The organism is Steroidobacter gossypii, assembly GCF_016801985.1.
Classification (GTDB): domain Bacteria; phylum Pseudomonadota; class Gammaproteobacteria; order Steroidobacterales; family Steroidobacteraceae; genus Steroidobacter; species Steroidobacter gossypii.
Window position 1 is genome coordinate 619,455 of the sequence record NZ_JAEVLS010000005.1, and the last position, 21,100, is coordinate 640,554.

At 62.3% G+C, this 21,100-nt stretch carries 19 protein-coding genes; 6 read left to right on the forward strand and 13 right to left on the reverse strand.

Annotated elements, in window-relative coordinates; translation table 11 throughout:
* Positions 1-128: 128 nt before the first annotated feature.
* The 4 genes from JM946_RS23090 to JM946_RS23105 all read left to right on the forward strand — a co-directional run bounded on the left by JM946_RS23090 (position 129) and on the right by JM946_RS23105 (position 5,252).
* On the forward strand, positions 129-998 hold the full coding sequence (locus tag JM946_RS23090) for an SMP-30/gluconolactonase/LRE family protein (RefSeq protein ID WP_203169733.1): 870 nt from the start codon (positions 129-131) through the stop codon (positions 996-998).
* Positions 988-2,760 carry an IlvD/Edd family dehydratase gene (locus tag JM946_RS23095; protein WP_203169734.1) on the forward strand — a complete coding sequence of 591 codons (1,773 nt, stop codon included), beginning with the start codon at positions 988-990 and terminating at the stop codon, positions 2,758-2,760. The genes JM946_RS23090 and JM946_RS23095 overlap by 11 nt, the downstream gene beginning before the upstream one ends.
* A 75-nt stretch (positions 2,761-2,835) precedes the next feature.
* Positions 2,836-4,491 (forward strand): alkaline phosphatase family protein, encoded by a 1,656-nt coding sequence (locus JM946_RS23100; protein WP_203169735.1) that lies wholly within the window; start codon positions 2,836-2,838, stop codon positions 4,489-4,491.
* A gap of 116 nt (positions 4,492-4,607) precedes the next feature.
* Entirely contained in the window at positions 4,608-5,252 is a 645-nt protein-coding gene (locus JM946_RS23105) for a DUF2459 domain-containing protein (RefSeq protein ID WP_203169736.1), read from the forward strand.
* Between the two features lie 21 nt (positions 5,253-5,273).
* Here the strand turns inward: JM946_RS23105 and JM946_RS23110 are convergent, their stop codons facing one another.
* The 11 genes from JM946_RS23110 to JM946_RS23160 all read right to left on the reverse strand — a co-directional run bounded on the left by JM946_RS23110 (position 5,274) and on the right by JM946_RS23160 (position 16,918).
* On the reverse strand, positions 5,274-5,828 hold the full coding sequence (locus JM946_RS23110; protein ID WP_203169737.1) for a BON domain-containing protein: 555 nt from the start codon (positions 5,826-5,828) through the stop codon (positions 5,274-5,276).
* Positions 5,829-5,950: 122 nt separating this feature from the next.
* The gene (locus JM946_RS23115) at positions 5,951-7,333 is read right to left on the reverse strand and encodes a sugar porter family MFS transporter (protein WP_203169738.1); all 1,383 of its coding nucleotides are present in this window, start codon (positions 7,331-7,333) and stop codon (positions 5,951-5,953) included.
* Positions 7,330-8,508 carry a hypothetical protein gene (locus tag JM946_RS23120; RefSeq protein WP_203169739.1) on the reverse strand — a complete coding sequence of 393 codons (1,179 nt, stop codon included), beginning with the start codon at positions 8,506-8,508 and terminating at the stop codon, positions 7,330-7,332. The genes JM946_RS23115 and JM946_RS23120 overlap by 4 nt, the downstream gene beginning before the upstream one ends.
* A gap of 19 nt (positions 8,509-8,527) precedes the next feature.
* Complete coding sequence (locus JM946_RS23125) at positions 8,528-9,199, reverse strand: D-lyxose/D-mannose family sugar isomerase (protein WP_203169740.1); 672 nt, start codon at positions 9,197-9,199, stop codon at positions 8,528-8,530.
* Positions 9,200-9,223: 24 nt separating this feature from the next.
* The gene (locus JM946_RS23130; protein WP_203169741.1) at positions 9,224-11,188 is read right to left on the reverse strand and encodes a bifunctional aldolase/short-chain dehydrogenase; all 1,965 of its coding nucleotides are present in this window, start codon (positions 11,186-11,188) and stop codon (positions 9,224-9,226) included.
* A gap of 57 nt (positions 11,189-11,245) precedes the next feature.
* On the reverse strand, positions 11,246-11,947 hold the full coding sequence (locus JM946_RS23135; protein ID WP_203169742.1) for a ribulose-phosphate 3-epimerase: 702 nt from the start codon (positions 11,945-11,947) through the stop codon (positions 11,246-11,248).
* A gap of 1 nt (position 11,948) precedes the next feature.
* Positions 11,949-12,842, reverse strand: coding sequence for a 3-hydroxy-5-phosphonooxypentane-2,4-dione thiolase (gene lsrF, locus JM946_RS23140; RefSeq protein ID WP_203169743.1), 894 nt, complete (start codon positions 12,840-12,842; stop codon positions 11,949-11,951).
* Positions 12,835-14,856 (reverse strand): alpha-ketoacid dehydrogenase subunit alpha/beta, encoded by a 2,022-nt coding sequence (locus JM946_RS23145; protein WP_203169744.1) that lies wholly within the window; start codon positions 14,854-14,856, stop codon positions 12,835-12,837. Before JM946_RS23145 ends, lsrF begins: the two co-directional genes overlap by 8 nt.
* Positions 14,856-15,098: a biotin/lipoyl-containing protein gene (locus JM946_RS23150; RefSeq protein ID WP_218043058.1), complete on the reverse strand. Its 243-nt coding sequence runs from the start codon at positions 15,096-15,098 to the stop codon at positions 14,856-14,858. The genes JM946_RS23145 and JM946_RS23150 overlap by 1 nt, the downstream gene beginning before the upstream one ends.
* A 2-nt stretch (positions 15,099-15,100) precedes the next feature.
* A complete protein-coding gene (locus tag JM946_RS23155; protein WP_203169746.1) occupies positions 15,101-16,054 on the reverse strand; it encodes a carbohydrate kinase family protein in 954 nt (317 codons plus the stop codon).
* A gap of 3 nt (positions 16,055-16,057) precedes the next feature.
* Entirely contained in the window at positions 16,058-16,918 is an 861-nt protein-coding gene (locus tag JM946_RS23160) for a class II fructose-bisphosphate aldolase (protein ID WP_203169747.1), read from the reverse strand.
* 169 nt (positions 16,919-17,087) lie between these two features.
* Here JM946_RS23160 and JM946_RS23165 point away from each other — a divergent pair, with 169 nt between their 5' ends.
* On the forward strand, positions 17,088-17,978 hold the full coding sequence (locus tag JM946_RS23165) for a MurR/RpiR family transcriptional regulator (RefSeq protein WP_203169748.1): 891 nt from the start codon (positions 17,088-17,090) through the stop codon (positions 17,976-17,978).
* Positions 17,979-17,985: 7 nt separating this feature from the next.
* On the opposite strand, the gene JM946_RS23170 is transcribed toward JM946_RS23165, so the two are convergent.
* A complete protein-coding gene (locus tag JM946_RS23170; protein ID WP_203169749.1) occupies positions 17,986-19,404 on the reverse strand; it encodes a sensor histidine kinase in 1,419 nt (472 codons plus the stop codon).
* A complete protein-coding gene (locus tag JM946_RS23175; RefSeq protein ID WP_203169870.1) occupies positions 19,401-20,138 on the reverse strand; it encodes a response regulator in 738 nt (245 codons plus the stop codon). Before JM946_RS23175 ends, JM946_RS23170 begins: the two co-directional genes overlap by 4 nt.
* 148 nt (positions 20,139-20,286) lie before the next feature.
* Between JM946_RS23175 and JM946_RS23180 the strand changes: the two genes are divergently transcribed.
* A complete protein-coding gene (locus JM946_RS23180) occupies positions 20,287-21,099 on the forward strand; it encodes a MipA/OmpV family protein (RefSeq protein ID WP_203169750.1) in 813 nt (270 codons plus the stop codon).
* Position 21,100: the final 1 nt, after the last annotated feature.

The following is a 21,100-nucleotide window of genomic DNA, read 5'->3' on the forward strand; positions in this document are numbered from 1 at the left end:
ACCTACCCATCGACTACTACCCCGGGTACACGGACGTACTCCGCCGCCGGCGGCGGCGAGCGGCAAAAGTCGCGCCTTTTGCCGCCTCGCACGAGGGTCGTGGCAGGATGCCCGAGCCCGAGTTGAATATGAACAAAATCGAATGCGTCTGCGCCGTGGGGGCGCAACTTGGTGAAGGTCCGCTGTGGTCGGCCAAGGACCAGGCCGTCTGGTTCGTGGACATCAAGGGCCGCCAGATCCATCGGTTCGATACGCGCGGCGGCGCGTTGACGTCCTGGCAGGCGCCCGAAGAAGTCGGCTTCATCGTCAAGGCGACGGGCGATCGCTGGATCGCTGGACTGAAGAGCGGCCTGCACGCCTTTACGCCGGACACAGGCAAGTTCACCTTGATCGCGCGCGTCGACTCGGACCGGCCCAAGAATCGGCTCAACGACGGCTATGTGGACGCGGCCGGCCGCCTCTGGTTCGGCAGCATGGACAACGAAGAATCTCAGCCCACCGGTTCGTTGTATCGCTTCGACGCTCGCGGCCTGCAACGCTGCGACGAGAATTACGTGATCACCAACGGGCCGACCACCAGCCCCGACGGCCGCACGCTGTATCACGTCGATACTTTGCAACGAGTGATCTACGCCTTCGACTTGAACGACGGCGAGATCGGCAATCGTCGCGTGTTCGCTCGCATTGAAAAGTCCGGCGCCTATCCGGATGGTCCCGCTACCGATTCCGCTGGCTGTGTGTGGATCGGTTTGTTCGGCGGCTGGGCCGTGCAACGCTATTCGCCCGGGGGTGAGTTGCTGCAGACCATCGACATGCCGGTCGCGAACTGCACCAAGGTCACCTTCGGCGGCAGCGATCTGCGCACCCTGTATATCACTACCGCGTGGAAGGGCTTGTCCAAAGAGCAGCTCGCCACGCAGCCGCTGGCAGGTGGATTGTTCTCGACCCGCGTCGACACCGCCGGCGTGTCTCCGAATGAGGTTCGTTATGACGGCTAAGCGCCGCTTCCGCTCGCAGGATTGGTTCGACGCCCGCGATCACATCGACATGATGGCGCTCTACCTCGAGCGCTTCATGAACTACGGCCTGACGCCCAAGGAGCTGATGAGCGGCAAGCCCATCATCGGCATCGCGCAGAGCGGCAGCGACCTCACGCCGTGCAATCGCATCCATGTCGATCTGGCCACGCGCGTAAAAGAAGGCATTCGCGATGCCGGCGGCATTCCGATGGAATTCCCCACGCATCCGATCTTCGAGAACTGCCGTCGCCCGACGGCGGCGCTGGATCGCAACCTCGCCTATCTCGGCCTGGTGGAGATCCTGCACGGTTATCCGCTCGATGCCGTGGTGCTCACCACCGGCTGCGACAAGACTACACCCGCCGCGGTCATGGCCGCGTCGACCGTGGATATCCCCGCGATCGTTTTGTCAGGCGGCCCGATGCTGGACGGCTGGTTCGAAGACGAGTTGGTCGGCTCGGGCACAGTGATTTGGAAGAGCCGGCGACGCCTCGCCGCCGGGCAAATCACAGAGCAGGAATTTCTCGATGCCGCCGCGGCCTCGGCGCCCTCGCCCGGCCACTGCAACAGCATGGGCACGGCGTCGACCATGAATGCGGTCGCCGAGGTTCTTGGCCTGTCGCTGCCGGGCTGTTCCGCCATTCCCGCGCCGTATCGCGAGCGTGGCCAGATGGCTTATGAAACAGGCCGTCGCGCTGTCGAGATGGCGTTCGAAGATCTGCGTCCTTCCAAGATTCTGTCGCGCGAATCGTTTCTTAACGCGATTGCCGCGATCGCCGCGCTTGGCGGCTCGACCAACGCGCAACCGCACCTCACTGCGATGGCTCGGCACGCGGGCCTCGAGCTGCACCCGCAGGATTGGATGAAGTACGGCCACGATATTCCGCTGCTGCTCAACATGCAGCCGGCGGGCAAATATCTGGGCGAACGTTTCCATCGCGCGGGCGGCGTGCCCGCCGTGTTGTGCGAGCTGATCTCGGCCGGAAGATTCCATCCCAACACGATGACGGTCACCGGTCGCACCATCGGCGAGAATGTCAAAGGCCGTGAGAGCCGCGATCGCGAAATGATCACCACTTTCGACAAGCCGCTGCGTGAGCGCGCCGGCTTCGTAGTGCTGAGCGGCAATCTGTTCGATTTCGCCATTCTGAAAGCGAGCGTGATCACCGAGGATTTCCGCCGCCGTTACCTGTGCGCTTCGGGCGAAGACAACGTCTTTGAAGGTCGCGCGGTCGTGTTCGACGGCTCCGATGACTATCGGGCCCGCATCAACGATCCCTCGCTCAACATCGACGAGCGCAGCGTGCTGGTGATTCGCGGCGCAGGTCCGCTCGGCTGGCCCGGCTCCGCCGAGGTGGTGAACATGCAGCCCCCCGATGCATTGCTGAAGCGTGGCATCGCGAGTCTGCCCACCATTGGCGACGGCCGGCAGTCCGGCACGTCCGATAGCCCATCCATTCTGAATGCTTCGCCGGAAAGCGCCGCTGGCGGCGGCCTGGCCTGGCTGCGGACGGGTGACACTATTCGCATCGATCTGAACCAGGCTCGTTGCGACATGCTGGTGTCCGACGAAGAGATCGAACGCCGCAAGAAGGACGGCATCCCGCCCGTGCCGGAGAGCGCCACGCCGTGGCAGGAGCTGTATCGCTCCACGGTCGGTCAACTCGATCAGGGCGGCGTGATGGAGATGGCGCTGAAGTATCGGCAGGTGGCCAAGAAAACCCCGCGCCACAATCACTGAAATCTTCTTAACCTCGGCAGCACACAAATCGGTCAAACTAGGCGGTCGACGTCACTTCAGATCGCCGCCTAGCTCATGAGCTCTACGCCACGCCGCGCAATTGCACGTTGCCTGTCCACTTGCCTGTTGTTCGGAGCGCTCGCGCCGCTGCAGGCCGCGGAATCTCCTCAGCCCAAGCTCGTCGTCGCCATCGCGGTCGACCAGCTTTCCTCCGATGTCTTTACGGAATATCGGCCTCTGTACCAGGCTGGATTGAAGCGCTTGGCGGGCGGCGTGGTGTTTCCGCGCGGCCATCAGAGTCACGCGGCAACGGAAACCTGTCCGGGGCATTCGACCATCCTCACGGGGACGCGCCCCGCACGCAGCGGCATCATCGCAAACGACTGGGTGGTTCCTTCGCTGCCCCGGACCATCAATGGCCGCCAGACTTTCTCCGTTTACTGCGTCGAGAAGCCGGGCCCTGCCGGCAGCTCCACCGACGAATCGACTCTCACCCCAGACACGTTGCTGGTGCCGACCTTAGGCGATCGCATGAAAGCTCGCGATCCGGCCACCCGCGTGGTCTCGGTGGCAGGTAAAGATCGTGCGGCCGTGATGCTCGGAGGTCACAACGCCGATCTCACTTTGTGGTGGACGAGCGAGGGGTTCAGAACCTACGACGGCAGGCAAGCGAGCATTCCAAAGAGCATCGCCGAGACGCTGAACGCGGACATGCGCAAGTCTTATAGCCAGCCGACCGTTCCCAAGCTGCCGGCCGCCTGCGCTTCCAGATCGCGTGAGCTCAAGCTCAGTGAAGGTGTCTCGATCGGCACGCTGCAACGTCTCCCCGGAAATTCTCGGCGCTGGCGCGCGACGCCAGCGATGGACGCGTTCACCGTGGACGCCGCACTTGCCGCGGCAAAAAGCTTCAATCTCGGACGCAACGAGTCGATCGACCTGCTCGCCGTCAGCCTCTCTGGAACCGACTACACCGGCCACTATTACGGCACCGAAGGCGCCGAGATGTGCACACAGCAGCTCGCGCTCGATCAGTCGCTTGGCCGCTTGCTGGCCGGGCTGGACAAGATGAAGGTTCCCTACGTCGTCGCCATGACTGCCGACCATGGCGGAGCGGACGCAACTGAACGCAATCGCGCGCGGGGCGTCGTCGCCGTCGAGCGTATCGATCCCAGCTTGCAACCGGTGAGAATCAATGCGGCGCTCGCAGCCGATTTCCCCGATTTGCCCAAGCCCCTGGTGATCAACGAAAACTACTTCGCCAACGATATCTATCTGAATGCCAACCTCCCAGCCGAGCGACGCGCCGCAGTGCTGGAGGCCACCGCGCAGATGTATCGACGGCATCCGCAGGTCGCGGCGGTGTTCACGAAGAACGAGCTGATCGCTGCCGAGCCCCCTTCCGGACCCGTCGACGAATGGACGTTGCTCGATCGCGCCAAGGCCAGCTTCAATGCGCAGCGCTCGGGCGACTTGATCGTGCTGCTCAAGCCGTACGTCTCGCTCTACTACACGCCCGAGAATCCCGAGACCGACTATTCGTCGTCGCACGGCTCGGCCTGGGGCTACGATCGGCGCGTCCCCATCGTATTCTGGTGGCACGGCGTGAACGGCTTCCAGCAGCCCGCCGCGGTGGAGACGGTCGATATCGCCCCGACCTTGGCGAAACTCATCGGCCTGGACGTTCCCGCCGCCGAGTTCGACGGACGCGCCCTGCCAGTAGTGCAGCCCTGATTCGCGCGGCGCCTCGCATGTAAAAGGCGGCGCATTGCCGCGCCGCCTGGATTTGATGTAGCGTTCCTCGTGCGGACGGCCATGAGGTTCCGACACTGAGGTCACAGCTGACATCCGTGTTTGTGGTGGTGCTGTTGGCGAGCCTGCTTGCCGGCTGTGCTTCCAACGATGCGTGCTATGAAGCGGGCACCTCACCGGAAGCGTTGCGCTCGGTCTATGTCATCAAGCGCGCGTGGCACACGGGAATCGCTATCCCCGCCGCCGATTGGCCCAATCAGAAGTGGTCGGTGCTAGCGGATTTTGCGGGCTCCAGGTATCTGGAGTTCGGCTGGGGCGACGCCCGTTTCTATCAAGCCGAAGAAGAAACGTGGTGGCTCGCTATCCGTGCTGCATTCTTTTCGACTTCCAGTGCCGTGCACGTCATTGGCTTCCAAGATCCGACGCCCGATGCGCTGCTTGCCGATGAGGTGATCGAAGTGCGCGTCTCAGCCGAAGGATTGAAACGACTGACGCAGTCCATCGAAAAGGAATTCGCGCAGAGTGAGCCGACGCCGACGGGCACTTCGCTGGAGGCAGCCCCTGAACCGAACCGATTCTATCCGGGCAGGCGTCGCTTCTTCTTTCCCCGAATGTGCAATTGGTGGACGGCGAAACGACTGAACCAGGGCGGCTGTCCAATCGCCGCGTGGTCGGTGATCTCAGCGAACAGAATCATACGCGAGGCGCGCGGCTTCGCCGCCGCGCCTCAAACGTCTCCTTGAATGCTTGAATCACCCTGGCGATCACTCGTTCCGCTGCCGCTCATTTCCGTCCAGCAACGCGATGTGATTCTCCACATCTCGCACGCCCGCGACGGTCGCGGCGGCATCGCCGGCCTGAACTTTCTCTTCGTCGGTGGTCACGAAGCCGCTCAACTGCACCACGCCTTCACTGACTTCGACGTTCACGTCGCTGTCATCGGCCAGTTTCACGTTGCCCAGTTTGTCGCGCACACGCGCCGCGATCACGGTGTCAGACGCCGGCCCCTTCGCCGGCCGATCGTCCATACGTATGCTGAGATCGTTACGAACTTCGGCGACGCCACTGACAGAGCGGGCTCGCATCACCGCTGCAGTCCTCGTGTCTTCAGAATCCACGAAGCCACTCAACTGCACAATGCCGTCGCGTGTCTCTACCTCGATGTCGCGCCCATTCACGGCGCGATCGCTGGCCAGCGCAGCTTTGACCTTGCTGGTCAGAGCGGAGTCGTCAGCAGCCTGTCCGGCAGGCTGAGCGGCCGCGACTTCGACGACGCAAAACATACACAAGATAAAAGCGAGTTCTCTGAGGTGTCGCATGACTCATCTCCTGCTCGCAGCCGTGATGCACCATGCGGGCTGCGACTCTTTCGGAATGGGTCAGGCCAATCGAAGTTCCAAGTCCGCAAGGACATTGACCACGTCACGTAGGCCTCGCCCGTTCAGGGCGAATCGAGAGTGGGATTGGCAGCCGTCGCCGAACTCGGTGGCTCCCCGGTTCCAAGGCGGCGCTGAATGTCTTCGAGTCGCACGCCGCTCGTTTCGGGGAAGAACATCAGCACGGCGATGAACTGGAGCACCACCATGATCAAGAACAAAAAGAATGGGCCGGCCTGCGACTGAGTCGCCACCACGGGAAAGGCGGCAGACACAATGGCGTTCATGACCCAATGCGTGGAACTGCCCAGACTCTGGCCTTGCGCGCGGACGCGGTCTGGGAAAATTTCGCTCAGGTAGACCCAGATCACCGCGCCCTGAGAGAATGCGAAGAAGGCAACGTAGCCGACCAGCAGCAATAACAACAGCTGCTGATACTGGCCGATCTGAAAGATGGTGGCGATGCCCGCAAGACACACAGCCAACCCGGCCGAACCGACCAGCAGCAACGTCCGACGCCCGAAGCGATCGATGAGGCTGAGCGCGATCAGCGTCGCGATCAACATGGTCGCACCCACCGCAACGGCTTGCGCATTCTGCGAAGTGCGATCGAAACCGGCCATGGCAAAGATATCGTTCAGGTAATACAGCACGGCGTTGATGCCGATCAGCTGATTGAACATGGCCAGGGTGAGCGCCAGCACGATGGGCCGGCGATAACGCCACTGAAACAAACGATCCGCATTGGGACTGGCATCCGATTCCAGCGAAGCCCGGATCGCCACCAGCTCGGCGAGCGGTTGCGACGAGCCCAACTTCGCCAGCACCTGTTTGGCTTCCTCCAATCGACCTTGCGCGGCGAGCCAGCGTGGGCTCTGCGGGATGCCGATGAGCATCAATAGAAACAAAGCAGCGGGCGCCGCCGCGATGCCCAACTGCCAACGCCATTCGAGCGCGCCGAGCTCGAACAGGCCGATCACATAGTTCGACAGATACGCCAGCAGGATGCCGCCAATGATGTTGATTTGGAACGCGCCTACCAGGCGGCCGCGCCACGCCGGCGGTGCGATCTCGGCGATGTACACCGGCGCGATCACGGAGGAGCCGCCCATCCCCAAGCCGCCGATGAAACGGAATATCAGCAGCCATGTCCACGAGGTCGAGAACGCGCAGCCCAGCGCCGAAATCAAGTAACAGGACGCGAGAATCAGCAGACTCGTGCGCCCACCCAATACCCGGCCGAAGGACCCGGCGGCCATCGCGCCGATCACCGTGCCCCATAACGCCGCCGACACCGTGAATCCAAGCTCGCTGGGCGTGAGCCCGAACACTTGCGTCAAGCCTTGCGTGGATCCCGCGATCACCGCGGTGTCGAACCCCAGCAATGAGCCGCCGAGCGCCGCCACCAAAACCGTGCGAATCAATGTGCCGTTGAGTGTGTTAGTCATTGAGGTACGAGTCCCGGCAGTGTGCCTCTGCGCAGAAAATCGAGCTGACAGCGGACCGCGACGGCCGCTCCCGATCGCGCACGTAGCACGATGTTGTTGTCTCTCCAGTGCCCTTCGATGTCGGCGACGCAGTCGAAGTCCGACGGAATGCGCGTCACGCCCTGGATGTAAAAGATCGACAGTCGCCCATGCATGTCCGGGCGCAGGCAGGTACTGATCCCGCGCGCGTTCAAGAAATTCTCGCGGACCGACGCGGCCAGGCCGACATGGAAGAACGCAGTGACGTCCTCCAACCCCATGACATTCACATGCCGACCGTTCCAAGGCGGGAAGTGACGCCCACCGTTGGAAAACCAGAGCAGCGTTGAAGCGAGTTGTCTGGGATCGCGCAACGCGAACCATACAAATTGCTGATCCGGGAATGTCACCGCGGTCCAGGCGAATTCCTGCGTCGGATCCGCGCACAGGATTGCGATGTCTTCGAAGCCGCGACGCGCGGGATACTGCGTCAGATCGGTGGTCGAGCCATCGATGCACGGCACTGAGCACGGATCGCTGAACTGAACATCGGGCTTGAGCCAGGAGTAACCGCGATCTTCCGGCCGCGCCGTCGGTTCGAAATAGGTTTGCGCATGAGCCAGCGCGCTGAACGTCAGTCGCCCCGCTCCTTCGCGGTCCGGAAATCGCAACGTGGCGTGGTGTCCGGGATTCACCGGACCGGTCAGGCCGTGCAGATCGTGACGCTGATAAATGACGGAATGATTGGCGAGCAAGGCCGTGGTCGCCTGGCACGAGCCACCCTGCAGCGGCATTTCCACGCCCAATCGCAGCCAACAACCGTAGCGCGTTTCACCGCGGCCCATCTCGACCCAATCGCGATTTGCGGTTTCGCCATGCGGCGGAAGCCGCTGGCCAGCAACCGCTTCAGAGTTTTCGCCGAAGGCCGAGCAGAACCAATCCCCGCGCAGCGCCTTCAGCATCGCCGGGGTATCGGGCTCAAGCGGTTCTTCCGCCCAAGGCGCGACGGCATAAGGCCGAATCGGATGCTCCGACTCGGGGAAGAATGTGACTGGCCCGAGCATGCCACCCGTACGCGTCACAGCCGCCTCGACGCTGCGCACCTTGAGCAGGAAAGACTCCTGCCCCTGGATTTTGGTGGTGGACCCGGACGACATGAACGCCCCGGCTAGACCGCTAATATTCCGTGCACAGCTTGTGCGTTACCGGCACGTCTTCTTCGATGGTCGGAAAGCGTCCCACCTTGGCGTAGAAGGCGTTGTCGGTTTCGTCGTCGTTCACCGAGGACACTTCGCCCACGATCGACGTGCCGGTGCCTTCCTCGGCCCAGAATTCGTGATACAGATAGGGTGTCAAAGTGATGGAATCGCCGGGCTTCAAACGGAAGGTGTGCCCCGCCTTCACGCGATGTCGCACTCCGTCCAGCGAGACCTCCACGTCCGAGTCGGCGAGCTTCCCATCTTCAGCGCGGTTGAACAGCCGGATCAGCAGATTGCCGCCGGACTTACAAATGATGTCTTCCGACTTCAGCATGTGGTGATGCATCGGCGTGTGCTGATTCTCGCGGATGACCAGGATCTTCTCCGCGTACGGCTTCTTGTTATAAGGCGCACGCTGGTGATGTCCGTTGCGCACCGTGAACACCACGAGCCCGACCTTGTCGAAGTCACCCGAGCCGAAGTCGGTGATATCCCAGCCGAGTTTGCAATGCCGGATTTCGTCGCACTCCGGTCCCTTGCTTTGCCATTCGGCCGGGCTCCAGTACGCGAACGGCGGCAGACGAATCTGATGCTCATGCAGCAGCGTGATCGCATCGTCGATCAGCGCATTGATTTCGGACCGTCTCATGTTCCCCCCGGACTATGACTTGAATCAGATGACCCGCTCGTTGCCGCCGTCGACTGGAATCTGCGCCCCCGTGGTCTTGGCAAAGCGGGGCCCACACAAGTCGGCGGCAAGCTCGGCGACATCCCGGCTCGTGACCTCGGTCTTGAGCACGTTGTTGGTTTTATACTCCTGAACGCTCAAGTTATAAGAGGCGGCGCGCGCCGCCAGCACTTCCGGCGTCCAGATGCCTGTATCGAAAACGGCATTGGGGTGCAGGCAGTTCACCCGAATGCGCTCGCTGCCCCATTCCAGCGCGGCAACGCGCGCCAGTTGCTGGACCGCCGATTTCGAGGCCGAATACGCCGCGGCGCCCGGACCGGGGGCGGCGACGTTCTTCGAACCGATGATCGCGACCCGACCGCCGCGGGGCGAGAACTTGAGCAAAGGGAAGCAGTCGCGCATCAAGATGAGATTGGCATCGAGATTGATGCTCATGGTCTTGCGCCATACCTCGGTAGGCATGGCGGCGATGGGCGTGCTCTTGGGAAAAATGCCAGCATTCAGCACCAACATATCGATCGAGCCGAACGCCCACACGCTCTGATCCAGCGCCGCGGCAATCTGTTCCTCGCTGGTCAGATCGCACTCGATCCCGAGATAGCTCTTGCGCTGGTAGAGCGTTTTGACGGCAGGCGATACATCCAGCCCCACGACAGCGGCGCCACGTTCGAGCAGCACATCGACGCAGGCTTTGCCGATGCCGGAGGCGGCGCCCGTCACCAACGCGACCTCGCCTAGAAACATCTGCGACGGATCCGGCTTGGCCAGCTTGGTGCGCTCCAGATCCCAGAACTCGACTTCGAAAAAGTCCTTCGCCGGCAGCGCGCGCCAGCCGCCCAGCCGCTCGGCGCTCATGATGATGTCGATGGTGTGTCGGTAGATGTCTTCGGCGATGGCGGCGTCCTCCGCGCTTCGCCCGAGCACACCCATGCCAAGTTGAGGATCGAGAATCACGCGTGGCGCCGGATCAACCATTGCCAATGCCCGATCGTTGGCGTGAAAGCGCACGTATTCTTTGTAAGCTGCGGCGTAACCGGCGACGTCGCGGCCGACCATGGGAATGCGCTTGGTGCGAATCACATGATCTGGGGTGACTCCGCCACGGCCAGAAAGCTCGACGACATCCTCGCGTCTTGCAAATCCCAAAGCCTGCGCATCGGCGTGCACGGACAAGATCATCGGAGCACCCGCGACCTTGCTGATTTCTTGTCTGAGCGCCGCGATCTCGACGCGGGAAGGCCGAGGCGGATCTTGCGCTGGCCACTCCATGCGAGCTGCACCGTGCGCTTCCAGGTGCTGCTCGGCCCGTGAGACCAGCTCGATCATGCGATCGTAGGAAAGCTTCGCGGTATCACCGAATGTGAACAAGCCGTGATGCATGAGGATCACGCCGATGGTGTCGCGAGTCGCTTCTTTGGCCAGAATCTCGCGACACAGCCGCACCAGTTTAAAGCCCGGCATGGCATATGGGATGATCACGACCAGTCCGCCGTAGAGTTCCTGCAACCGCTCGAAGCCGTTGCGTGAGTTCATCACCGCAATGAGCGCATCGGAATGTGTGTGGTCGACAAATGCCTGAGGCAGCAGCGCGTGCAGCAGTGTCTCGACCGAAGGCGCTGGGGCGGACGCGCGCGTCAACGAGAGCTTGAGCTCGCTCTCCATGTGCTCATCGGACAGTTCGGTTAGAGTGATCAGTCGCAGCAGGCGGCGCAGACGACAAGGAGCGAAGCCGCTGGCATCGATGGTCGCGAGGTCGGCGCCGCGCCCTTTGACGTAGAGCACTTCTTCCGGTTCGCCGAAAACATTTGTTTCGAGCAGCTTGACCGAGGTGTTGCCTCCGCCATGGAGCACCAGCGATGGATCACTCCCCAGCAATCGCGACGTATAAACCCGTTGGCCCAACGGCCCCTGAAATCGTGCCGCCTCCTGATCGTTCCACAGACTCTTCATCTCACAGACTCTTCATCCCACCGATTCTTGATCTCACGGATTCATCCCACTGATGCTTCATCTCAGGGCATGCATCATGTGCTGCGCGTTTTCGAAAGGCGCCTTGCCGTCGAACACCGCGCTGCCAGTGACGATGATGTCGGCGCCGAGCCGCGCTACGTTCGCGATGTTGTCTTGGGTAACGCCGCCGTCGACGCAGATCAGCGCCGTGTCGCGGACGATTTCCCGAACTCGTTTGACCCGCTCACAAGTGGACGCAATGAACTTCTGACCACCCCAACCTGGATTCACCGCGAGCAGCAGGACCATCTCGAACTCGCCAGCCAAAGGCTCGATGGCTTCCAGCGGCGTGCCCGGATTCAACGCGATACCTCGGACGATGCCGCGATTCGGATCGTTCGCGTTGATCATCTTGCCCAACGCCTGAAGTACTCGATGCACATGGCGCGTGGATTCGACGTGCACCGTGATGATGTCCGCGCCGGCGGCAACGAAGCCATCGAGCTTGCTCAATGGATCCTCGATCATCAGGTGCACGTCTTTGAGCAGTCGGGTCTTGAACCCGGCGACCACCGGCGCACCGAGCGTCAACATCGGGCAGAAGGCGCCATCCATCACATCGAAATGCAACAGCTCGACGCCCGCACGCTCCATCAGCTCCAACTGCGCGCCCAGCGTGAGCCAGTCGGCAGTGAGCACCCCCACGCTGATCTGAGGCGCGGATGCGCGCAGGCGATCAACGAGGGGCGGCCGCGTCATTTCAATGCACCTTCGACTCTTCGCCCTTCAGCGACAGGAACAGCTCGTGCGCTTCCTTGGGCTTGAAGCCGTTATGAACGACCTTGTGAATCGCCTGCATCATGGCGCGCGGCGCATCGCTCTGGAAAATATTGCGGCCCATGTCCACGCCGGCCGCGCCTCGCTGTATGGCGTTGTAAGCCATGGTCAATGCATCGAGCTCCGGCAACTTCTTGCCGCCCGCCATGACGATGGGCACGGGGCATGAAGCGGTGACTGTTTCGAAGCCTTCGGCGCAGTAGTAGGTTTTGACGATCTGCGCGCCCAACTCGGCACAGATGCGACAGGCGAGCCGCAAGTATTGAGCGTCGCGAGTCAACTCCTTGCCCACTGCCGTGACCGCCATGGTCGGGATGCTGTAGCGCATGCCCATGTCGACCAACCGAGTCATGTTGTGCACGGAACGAGTTTCGAATTCGCCGCCGATGAATACCTGCAGCGTCAGGGCCGATACATTCATGCGAATCGCATCTTCGATGTCGACCGCGAGCTCTTCGTTGGACAGCTCTTTGAGAATGCTCGGGCCGCCACTGCATCTCATCACGATTGGCTTGTTGATCGCTGGCGGCACGGTGGTGCGCAGAATCCCTCGCGTCAGCATCAATGCGTCCGCCATGGGCATGAGCGGCACAATATTCAGATCGACACGCTCCAGTCCCGTGGTCGGCCCCTGGAAATAACCGTGATCGATGGCAAGCATCACGGTGCGGGCGGTTTCCGGATTGAAGATGCGCGCCAGGCGATTCTTCATGCCCCAGTCGAGCGAACTGGCGCCGCGCAAAAAGAACCCCGGCGTTCGCACCGGCACGTGTTCGAAAAAGTTCTTGGCCTCTTTGAGTGCGTCTGTATCAGCCATGGCTCTCCTCCAGAATCTGTCGCACGCCCGTCAAGATGCGACGAGCGTCGGGTCGGTATGCGTTCTCCAGCACTGGCGTGAAAGGCACGGGCACGTCTGGCGAGGCCACGCGAGACACCCGCACCTGCGGCCAACGTTCGGCGATGCCGGCTGCGATCTCAGCGCCGACGCCGCCAGTGATCGGCCCTTCCTCGACGATCACCGCGCGACCGGTTTTGCGAACCGATGCGCCGATGGTGTCCCAGTCGATGGGCGACAGACTGCGCACATCGATGACTTCGGCATCGACATCCTCGGCAGCCTGCATGGCGTAATGGACCATCAGCAGCCAGGCGAGCACGGTCACGCGCTGGCCTTCACGCCGCACGGCTGCCTTGCCCAGCGGCACCACATAGTCTTCGTTGGGAATTTCGCTCGAAGCATCCACCGCGCCGCCTTCGGCGCGCGCGCCTTTCGAGCCATACAGCAGTTTGTGCTCGAACATCAGCACCGGGTTGCCATCGCGCAGCGCCGCTTTGAGCAGCCCCTTGGCGTCGTAAGCATTCGACGGCGCGACCACTTTGAGGCCCGGGACGCCGGTGAAGTAGCGTTCCATGTTCTGTGCATGTTGCGATCCGCGGCCAGTCGCGCCCACCGGGGCACGCATGACCAGCGGCACGCTCGCCGTGCCGCCGGACATGTATCTCAGCTTGGCTGCGTTGTTGATGATTTGATCGCTGGCCAGAAACAGGAAGTCGCCATACTGCACGTCGGCGATCGGGCGCATGCCCATCATGGCCGCGCCGGTGGCGAGCCCGAAAAAGCCCAGCTCCGCAATCGGCGTATTGACGAGGCGATCTGGAAATTTCTTTTCCAGCCCGAGCGTCACGGTGAACGCTCCGCCCCACCCTCCCGGCACTCCGATGTCTTCGCCGATGCAGAACACGCGCGGATCGGCAGCCATCTCTTCGGCGATACCTTCCCGCAAAGCTTCGGCGATGCCGAGACGCCGCGTTTGTCCACCCGGACTCAAGACGGGGTTTGATTGTTCTACAAGCGCGGTTGGACGCGGCGGCGCCTCGGCAAAAACGTACTCGGTCAGACCGCTGACATCCGGATGGGGTGCGGCCTTGGCGCGCTCGACAGCTTCGGCCAGCTGCTTCTGAACGCGCGTACTGATGATCTCGTGTTCCTCGGCCGTGACACCGATCTTCGTGGCGAAACGTTCGATCGGATCACGCTGAGCCCAGGCCTCGCGCTCGTCCTTGGGCTGATAGTGACAAGGATCCCGGCGCGAATGACCGGTGCGACGATAGGTCAGCAGCTCCAGCAGCACCGGCCCCTTGCCCGCGCGGCAGTCGGCAACCGCCTTCTGCGCAGCTTCATACACGGCAAGCACGTCGTTGCCGTCGACCGTTTCTCCGCGGAAACCATACGAAGCCGCGCGATCCGAGATACGCGAATTCTTCATGACGAGATCCACGTGCGTGGATGCGCCATATAAATTGTTTTCGCACACCAGAATCACCGGCAGATTCCAGATGGCCGCCATGTTGACGCCTTCATGGAATGCGCCTTCGGCGACCGCCCCGTCGCCGAAGAACGAGGCCACCACGTGTGGCTTGTTTTCCATCTTGAAGGACAAGGCCATCCCGGCCGCGAGCGGAATGCCCCCAGCCACGATGGCGATGCCCGGCACCATCCCCTTGCTCATGTTGCCGACGTGCATGGAGCCGCCGCGACCTTTGCAGCAGCCCGTCTCGGCGCCAAACAGTTCATCCATCAGCTCTTGTGGAGAGAGCCCTTTGGCCAACGCATGCCCGTGGCCACGAAATGTCGAGGTGATCCAATCGTCCGGCGCGAGCGCGGAGCACACGCCGACGGCGGTTGCTTCCTGGCCCTGGCACTGATGAATCGTGCCGGGCATGGTGCCTTCCAGGAACAGAAACTTGACCGTGTCCTCGAACTCACGGACCAACACCATGCGCTCGTACAAATCGAGCAGGAACTTGCGCTCGTAAGTCGGGGTCGACATCAGCTCACCTTGATCGTTGCGATGATGGTGCCGACCGCAACCTTCTGCCCGGACTGCACATGAATGGTCTTGAGGGTGCCGTTGGCGATGCATTCCACTTCCTGCACGGCCTTGTCGGTTTCGACCTCGAGCAGCGCCTGACCGCGCTTGACTGCATCGCCCTCGGTGACCAGCCAGCGGGTGATGCCCAGCTCCACGCCCTCGTTGGTGGCGAGATCGGGCATCTTCATATTCAAATCCATCGTCAGCGGCCCTCGGTGACAGTCAGTGGATGAGCGATCAGAAAGGCTTCTGCCTCGGCGGCGGAAAACACGGAATCGGTGGTGCCCGCGGCGCGCGTGGCCGACGCGCCGACGGCGCTTGCGTAGCGAAGTGTTTTGGGCAGATCCCAGCCTTGCAGCAGGCTGCGAATCACGCCGGACGTGAATGCGTCGCCCGAGCCGGACGGATCGACCACATCCATGCTGTAGGCGCCGCAGGTCCACATCTTTCCGTCGCGACCGGCCACCGATCCTTGACCGCCGCGCGTAACGATCACGGTATTGGCGCCGGCGTCGGTGAATGCACGCAGCTGATCGAAGGGATCGACCAGCCCGGTAAAGGCGCGAGCTTCATCGTCGTTGGGCAGGAACACGTCGATGAGCGGCAGCAGCGGCTTGAGCTGAGCCATGCCGACCTGGCCTTGCGGAACGACCACGTCGACCACGGTCTTGACCTTGGCTTCACGACAGCAGGTCAACAGCGCCGCGAGTTTCCCAAAGTCGATGCCGGGCAGAGCAAACAATCCGCCCAGATAGAACACTTTGAGCGACGCCAGCCATTGAGGAGCAATCTGCTCGACGGCAAAGGCGCGATTCGCACCGAACACGTGCAGGTAACGCCGGTCCTGCCCTTCAATCAATAAAACAATGGTGCGACTGGTGGGATATTGCTCGACTCGCACGATGCCCGACGTGCCGATGTCATGACGGGCGAAACTTTTGACCAGAGCATCGGCGGCGCCATCGCGCCCGACACAGCCAGCGAGGTCGACCGTCACTCCTTGCTTGGCGAGATCGATGGCGACGTTGGCTGCACAGCCGCCGGCGCGCACCGGCAGATCGTCCAGGGCCAGCAAGGAGCCGGCCGGCGGCAAGGCGGCCAGCGGTCCGCAGAATGTGTCCTCAACCAACAGCCCCGCACACCCGACATCTGGCATGGGTCACACCTTGCCGCAGCAGCCGAGAAGCTCGATGCGTTCGAGAACCGCGTCTCTCACCACGCGTCGACCCACGACCATCAGATCCGTGTTGCTGCCATCGCCCAGCAGCGCATGCGGATTCGGTTCGTCCGTGGCCAGCGCGCCGCGAATCACTTCAAGATACTTCTGTTTCATATAGGTGCCATAGTTGATCTTCCTGACACCCAGATGGATCGCCGCCCGGATCGAGTCGTCTTCGATGCCGGTGCCGCCATGGAGCACCAGCGGCACATCGAGCCGCCGGCCGACGGCCTCGAGCCGATTCAGATCGAGCGGCGCTCGACCCTGCAGCTTGATCTCTTCGTTTCCTACGCTCACCGCGAGCAGATCGACGCCGGTTTCGGCCACGAACCGGGCCGCGCCGTCGGCGTAGGCGATCGGGTCCAGCTCGTCGGCCTCGAAGTCCGCTTCGACCGCGACCTGGTGACTGTGCGCCAGCGTCGCGAGGCGCTTCACGCGGCGCATGTAATCGTCCAGCGGCGCCTCGGGATCGGCGGGCATGACCAGATTGAAGCCGGCGCCGATGGCATGCTCGACCCAGGCGTCGTTGGGACATTCGTTGAAGATCAATCCGACCGGTACATCCGCATCCATGGCGGCGGCCTTGCCCAACGCTGCATACAACCGCAGCTCCTGAGTCGACGCCCCCTGCCGTTCCGCCAGCCACTCGCCGTTGAATCCGATGATGACGGGCGAGCGCGTGGCCTGGGCCGCATCGATCACGCCCTGCACGGATTCGAAGCTCCAGCTCTCGAAATACCCGACCGCATAGTCGTGGTGACGGGCGTGTTGCATCAGACGATTGATCGGTTCGAGGGACATGGAAGAACTCGCGGTTGGGCGATGTCGATGAGCTCCCGGACGGATCTGCCGGGGCCGCTGACTGACGTTCGCTTATTGAATGAAGTTCACTTGGCCTGTAATGTTTGTGAACGTAGTTCACGGTACGCGGGCGCTGGTGCGATGTCAAGGCTGCCCATAGAATGTGCAAGTGCGACGCAAGAATTCACTGACGAGAAAAGCGGGGGAGCTGCCGGAGACGGACGGCCGTCGGGCGCTGCTCACCTATATCAAAGGCATCCTCGCCTCTCTCAATCCGACAGACCGGTTGATCGCGGACTGTGTGCTGGCCGATCCGGAGAAAGTGATCAGTTCTTCCATCGCGCAGCTCAAGGACGATTGCGGAGCCAGCGTCGGCGCCATCGTCGCGTTCTGTCGGCGCATGGGCCTCACCGGTTTCGCCGAGTTCAAGATCGCGCTGGCGCGCGATCTGGCGCAGTCCGGCCTGCCGGGCGGCCAGGCGCAGGAGAACGGCTCGCTGCTCGAGAAGGTGTTTCAGGTCCACTCGCAAAGCCTGATCGAAACGTTGCAGATCAATCCGACCGCGCAGTTCGAGCGGATTGCGCAGGTGATCGACAAGAGCCGGCGCGTGGAGTTGTTTTCCATCGGGCTGTCCTACCCGGTGGCGCACACCGCCTACTGCAAGTTTCTATTGCTGGGGCTGCAGGCCTCGGCCCACTTCGATTCGCACATTCAGCTGATCGCCGCCACCCAGCTCGAGAAGGGCGATGTCGCCATCGGCATTTCGCTGTCTGGCACCACTCGTGAAACCGTGGAGTGCCTGGAGGTCGCCAAGGCCAAGGGCGCCACCACGATCTGCCTGACCAACGCGGTGAAGTCGCCCATCACCGCGCATAGCGATTACTCCTTGTATGCGACGCCGAGCGAGATCAAATATTTCCAGGCGCCGTTGGCCTCGCGTGTCACACAGCTCGCGCTGATCGATGCGTTGTTCGTTTTCCTGGCGCTGAAACACAAGACGCGGACCGCGGCCAAGCTGCAGCAGTCCGGAGAAGAATTGATCAAGCGGCGATTGGAATAGCGCCCCACTAGCGTGGTTTGGGCAGCCGCACTCGAGCCACAAGGCCGGTCGGCTGGTTGGCCTCAAGCGTGATCGAGCCGCCATGACCGTGAACCACATCTCGCGCAATGGATAAGCCCAGGCCGACGCCGCCGCTTTCCCGGTTGCGTGAGCCCTCCAGGCGCCTGAAAGGGGCGAACGCAAGCTCGACCTGCTCCGACGGAATGCCCGGGCCGCGGTCGGCGATCGTGACTTCGATCGCGTCCGCGTGCTCGGTCAGCCGCACGCGCGCCTGCTCTCCATACTTGCATGCGTTGTCGATCAGATTCGAGAACGCGCGGCGGATCGCGACCGGCTGACAAGGCAACTCCGCATGGTTCGGGCCTTCATACCAAACCTGTCCGCCCGCATCGGCGACGGTATCGCAAAGGCTGATGAGCAACGCGGCGACATCCACTCGGCTGTGCGCTTCATGTCGGGCCTCATCGCTGGCGAAAGCCAAAGATTCGCGCAGCATCTGCTCCATCTCTTCGATGTCGTTCAGCACCTGCGCCCGCTGCTGTCGATCTTTCACGAACTCGGCAAACAGTCGCAATCGTGTCAGCGGCGTGCGCAGGTCATGCGAGATTGCCGCCAGCATGTGCGTGCGATCGTCGACGAAGCGTTTCAGCCGCCGTTGCATTTCATTGAAGCTGTCCGCGATGGCATCCAACTCGGGCACTTCGGGCTTGCGGACCGGCGTCAGCTCGCGCTCTCGACCGAGCCGATCGGCAGCGGCCGCGAGATGTTGCAGCGGACGGATGATCATGCCCGCCCCCAGCACGGAAAGCGCTGCGATCAGACCCAGGCCGATCATCAGAACACCGAGGTTGCGCAGGCGTCGCATATTCGCGAGCTCGCGGCCAGGCTCGATCACCGCCATCCAGGTCCCATCCGGCAGTTCCAGCGCAATCTCCATCCGGCCGATGATCATGGCTTCTTCGTTGAAATCGTCGCGAACGACATCTGCCAGCAGCGGCAGCGATTTGATCATCACCGACGCACCGCTGATTGCCTGCGAAGGATCTTCCAATGGAGTCGCGAACACCGACACCTGACGCACCGTATCCCCGAGCTTGTTTTCCAGCAGGGTGCGTAACGACGCCAGGGGCGCCGGAGGATTCGCATCGACCGCAGCCGGGCCCGCCAGCGGCGTGAACGCGATCCACTCCGAATTCAAGGCTTTTAGAACTTCGGCTCGCCGTTGCGGTTCGGTCGCCTGCGCGATACGGACGGCTTCCAAGGTCCGCTCCGCCAGCCAATCGCGGGTATACAGGCCGATCTGCGGCGGGGGGACGAATCGGACCATCACCTCGTCTTTCAACAGGTGCATTGCAATCAGCGCCAGCACGATCACGATGCCGAAGCGCGGAATCAGACCGACGCGCGACCACAACCGGCGCATCATGAGCCCCGCTCCGGCGACTCGAGACTCACATCGGCAGTAAAGATGTAGCCCTCGCTGCGCACCGTCTTGATCAACTGCGGCTCGGCCGGATCGATTTCGATCTTGCGTCTCAGGCGACTGATCTGCACATCGACGCTGCGATCGAAGGCTTGATTGGTTCGACCGCGCGCCAGATCGAGCAGCCGGTCCCGATGCAGGATCTGCTGAGGATACTCGACGAACGCCAGCAGCAGATCGAACTCGCCGCTGGTGAGATCGACCAGCACATTGTCCCTGGTTCGCAGCGTGCGCCGGCGCGGATCGAGAGCCCATCCATTGAACGTATAGATCGCCTGCTCGCGAGTGACCACCGCCGCGCCACCGATTCGACGCATTACCGCCCGAATTCTTGCCAGCAGTTCGCGAGGGTCGAAGGGCTTGGCGACATAATCGTCCGCGCCCAGCTCCAGTCCGGCGATTCGGTCCGACGCTTCGTTGATGGCCGTCAACAAGATGACCGGCACCGTGCTCTCCAGGCGCAGCCGGCGGCACAGCGAGAAGCCGTCCTCACCGGGCAACATCACATCCAGCACGATCACGTCGATGCGCGTGCTCTTCAGTAGCGAGAACATCCGCTTGCCGTCCGGCGCTTCATAAACGATCAAGCCGCGCTCGGTCAGGAACTGGCCGAGCATGTCACGAATGCGTCGATCGTCGTCGACGATCAGGACGCTGGAGCTGTTTGGCGACACCATGGTCGTCACGTTACCTCAGCGCGGCGTCGCTGTCCGGCGCCTGAAATAAAACGTAACACTTCGAAGTCGTCCTGCAATCGAACCGGCTGCGGCCCGGCCTACAGTGACCACCGCGGCCATCGCGCCGTCCACAGCAACGGACTATTGCATGAATCGCTTCAACGGCAGCCAGGCCGCGATCCTCGCGGCTGCTCTTGTCACATTCGCCACTACGGCCCACTCCCAATCTCGAGAGGATCGGCAGGACGAAGATGTCTGGTCGGTCACCCTGGGCGCAGGCGCCATCTACCGCCCGGACTACCAAGGCTCCGACGACTATGTCACCAATGGCCTGCCGATGCTCGCCATCAGCTATCGTGACATCGTCGTGCTGCGCGGACCGTCCCTGATGATCGACGTGTTCGAATTGAGCGACACACCGCTGGCCGACTCTCTGAGTTTCGGCCCGCTGGTGAAGTTCGACATGGGGCGCGAGGCCGACGACAACCGGGTTCTGCGTGACCTGGGCGATATCGATGAAGGCGCGCTCGCCGGCGTGTTTGTCAACTACGAGCTCGGACCCGTCGAACTCGAGCTGGAAGTGGCGCAGGACGTGACCAGCCGTCACGAAGGATTGCTCGCGGAGATCAAGGCCGGCTACGGCTTCATGCTGGCGCAGCGTTTGCGGGCTCAACTCGAACTCTCCGGCACGTGGAGCGATGAGGATTACACGCAGGCCTACTTCGGCATCACGCCCGCACAGGCGCGAGCGAGCGGTCTGCGCGAATTCGCCGCCGGCAGCGGTATGAAGGACGCCGAAGCCGCTCTTTCCTTGCACTACATGCTGACGGAGCACTGGCGCGTGACTGGCCGGCTTGCTTACAAGCGCCTGCTGGGCGATGCGGCCGACAGTCCCCTGGTCGAAGATGAAGGATCGCAGAACCAGGTCAACACCGGGCTGCTGGTGAGCTATCAGTTCTGAG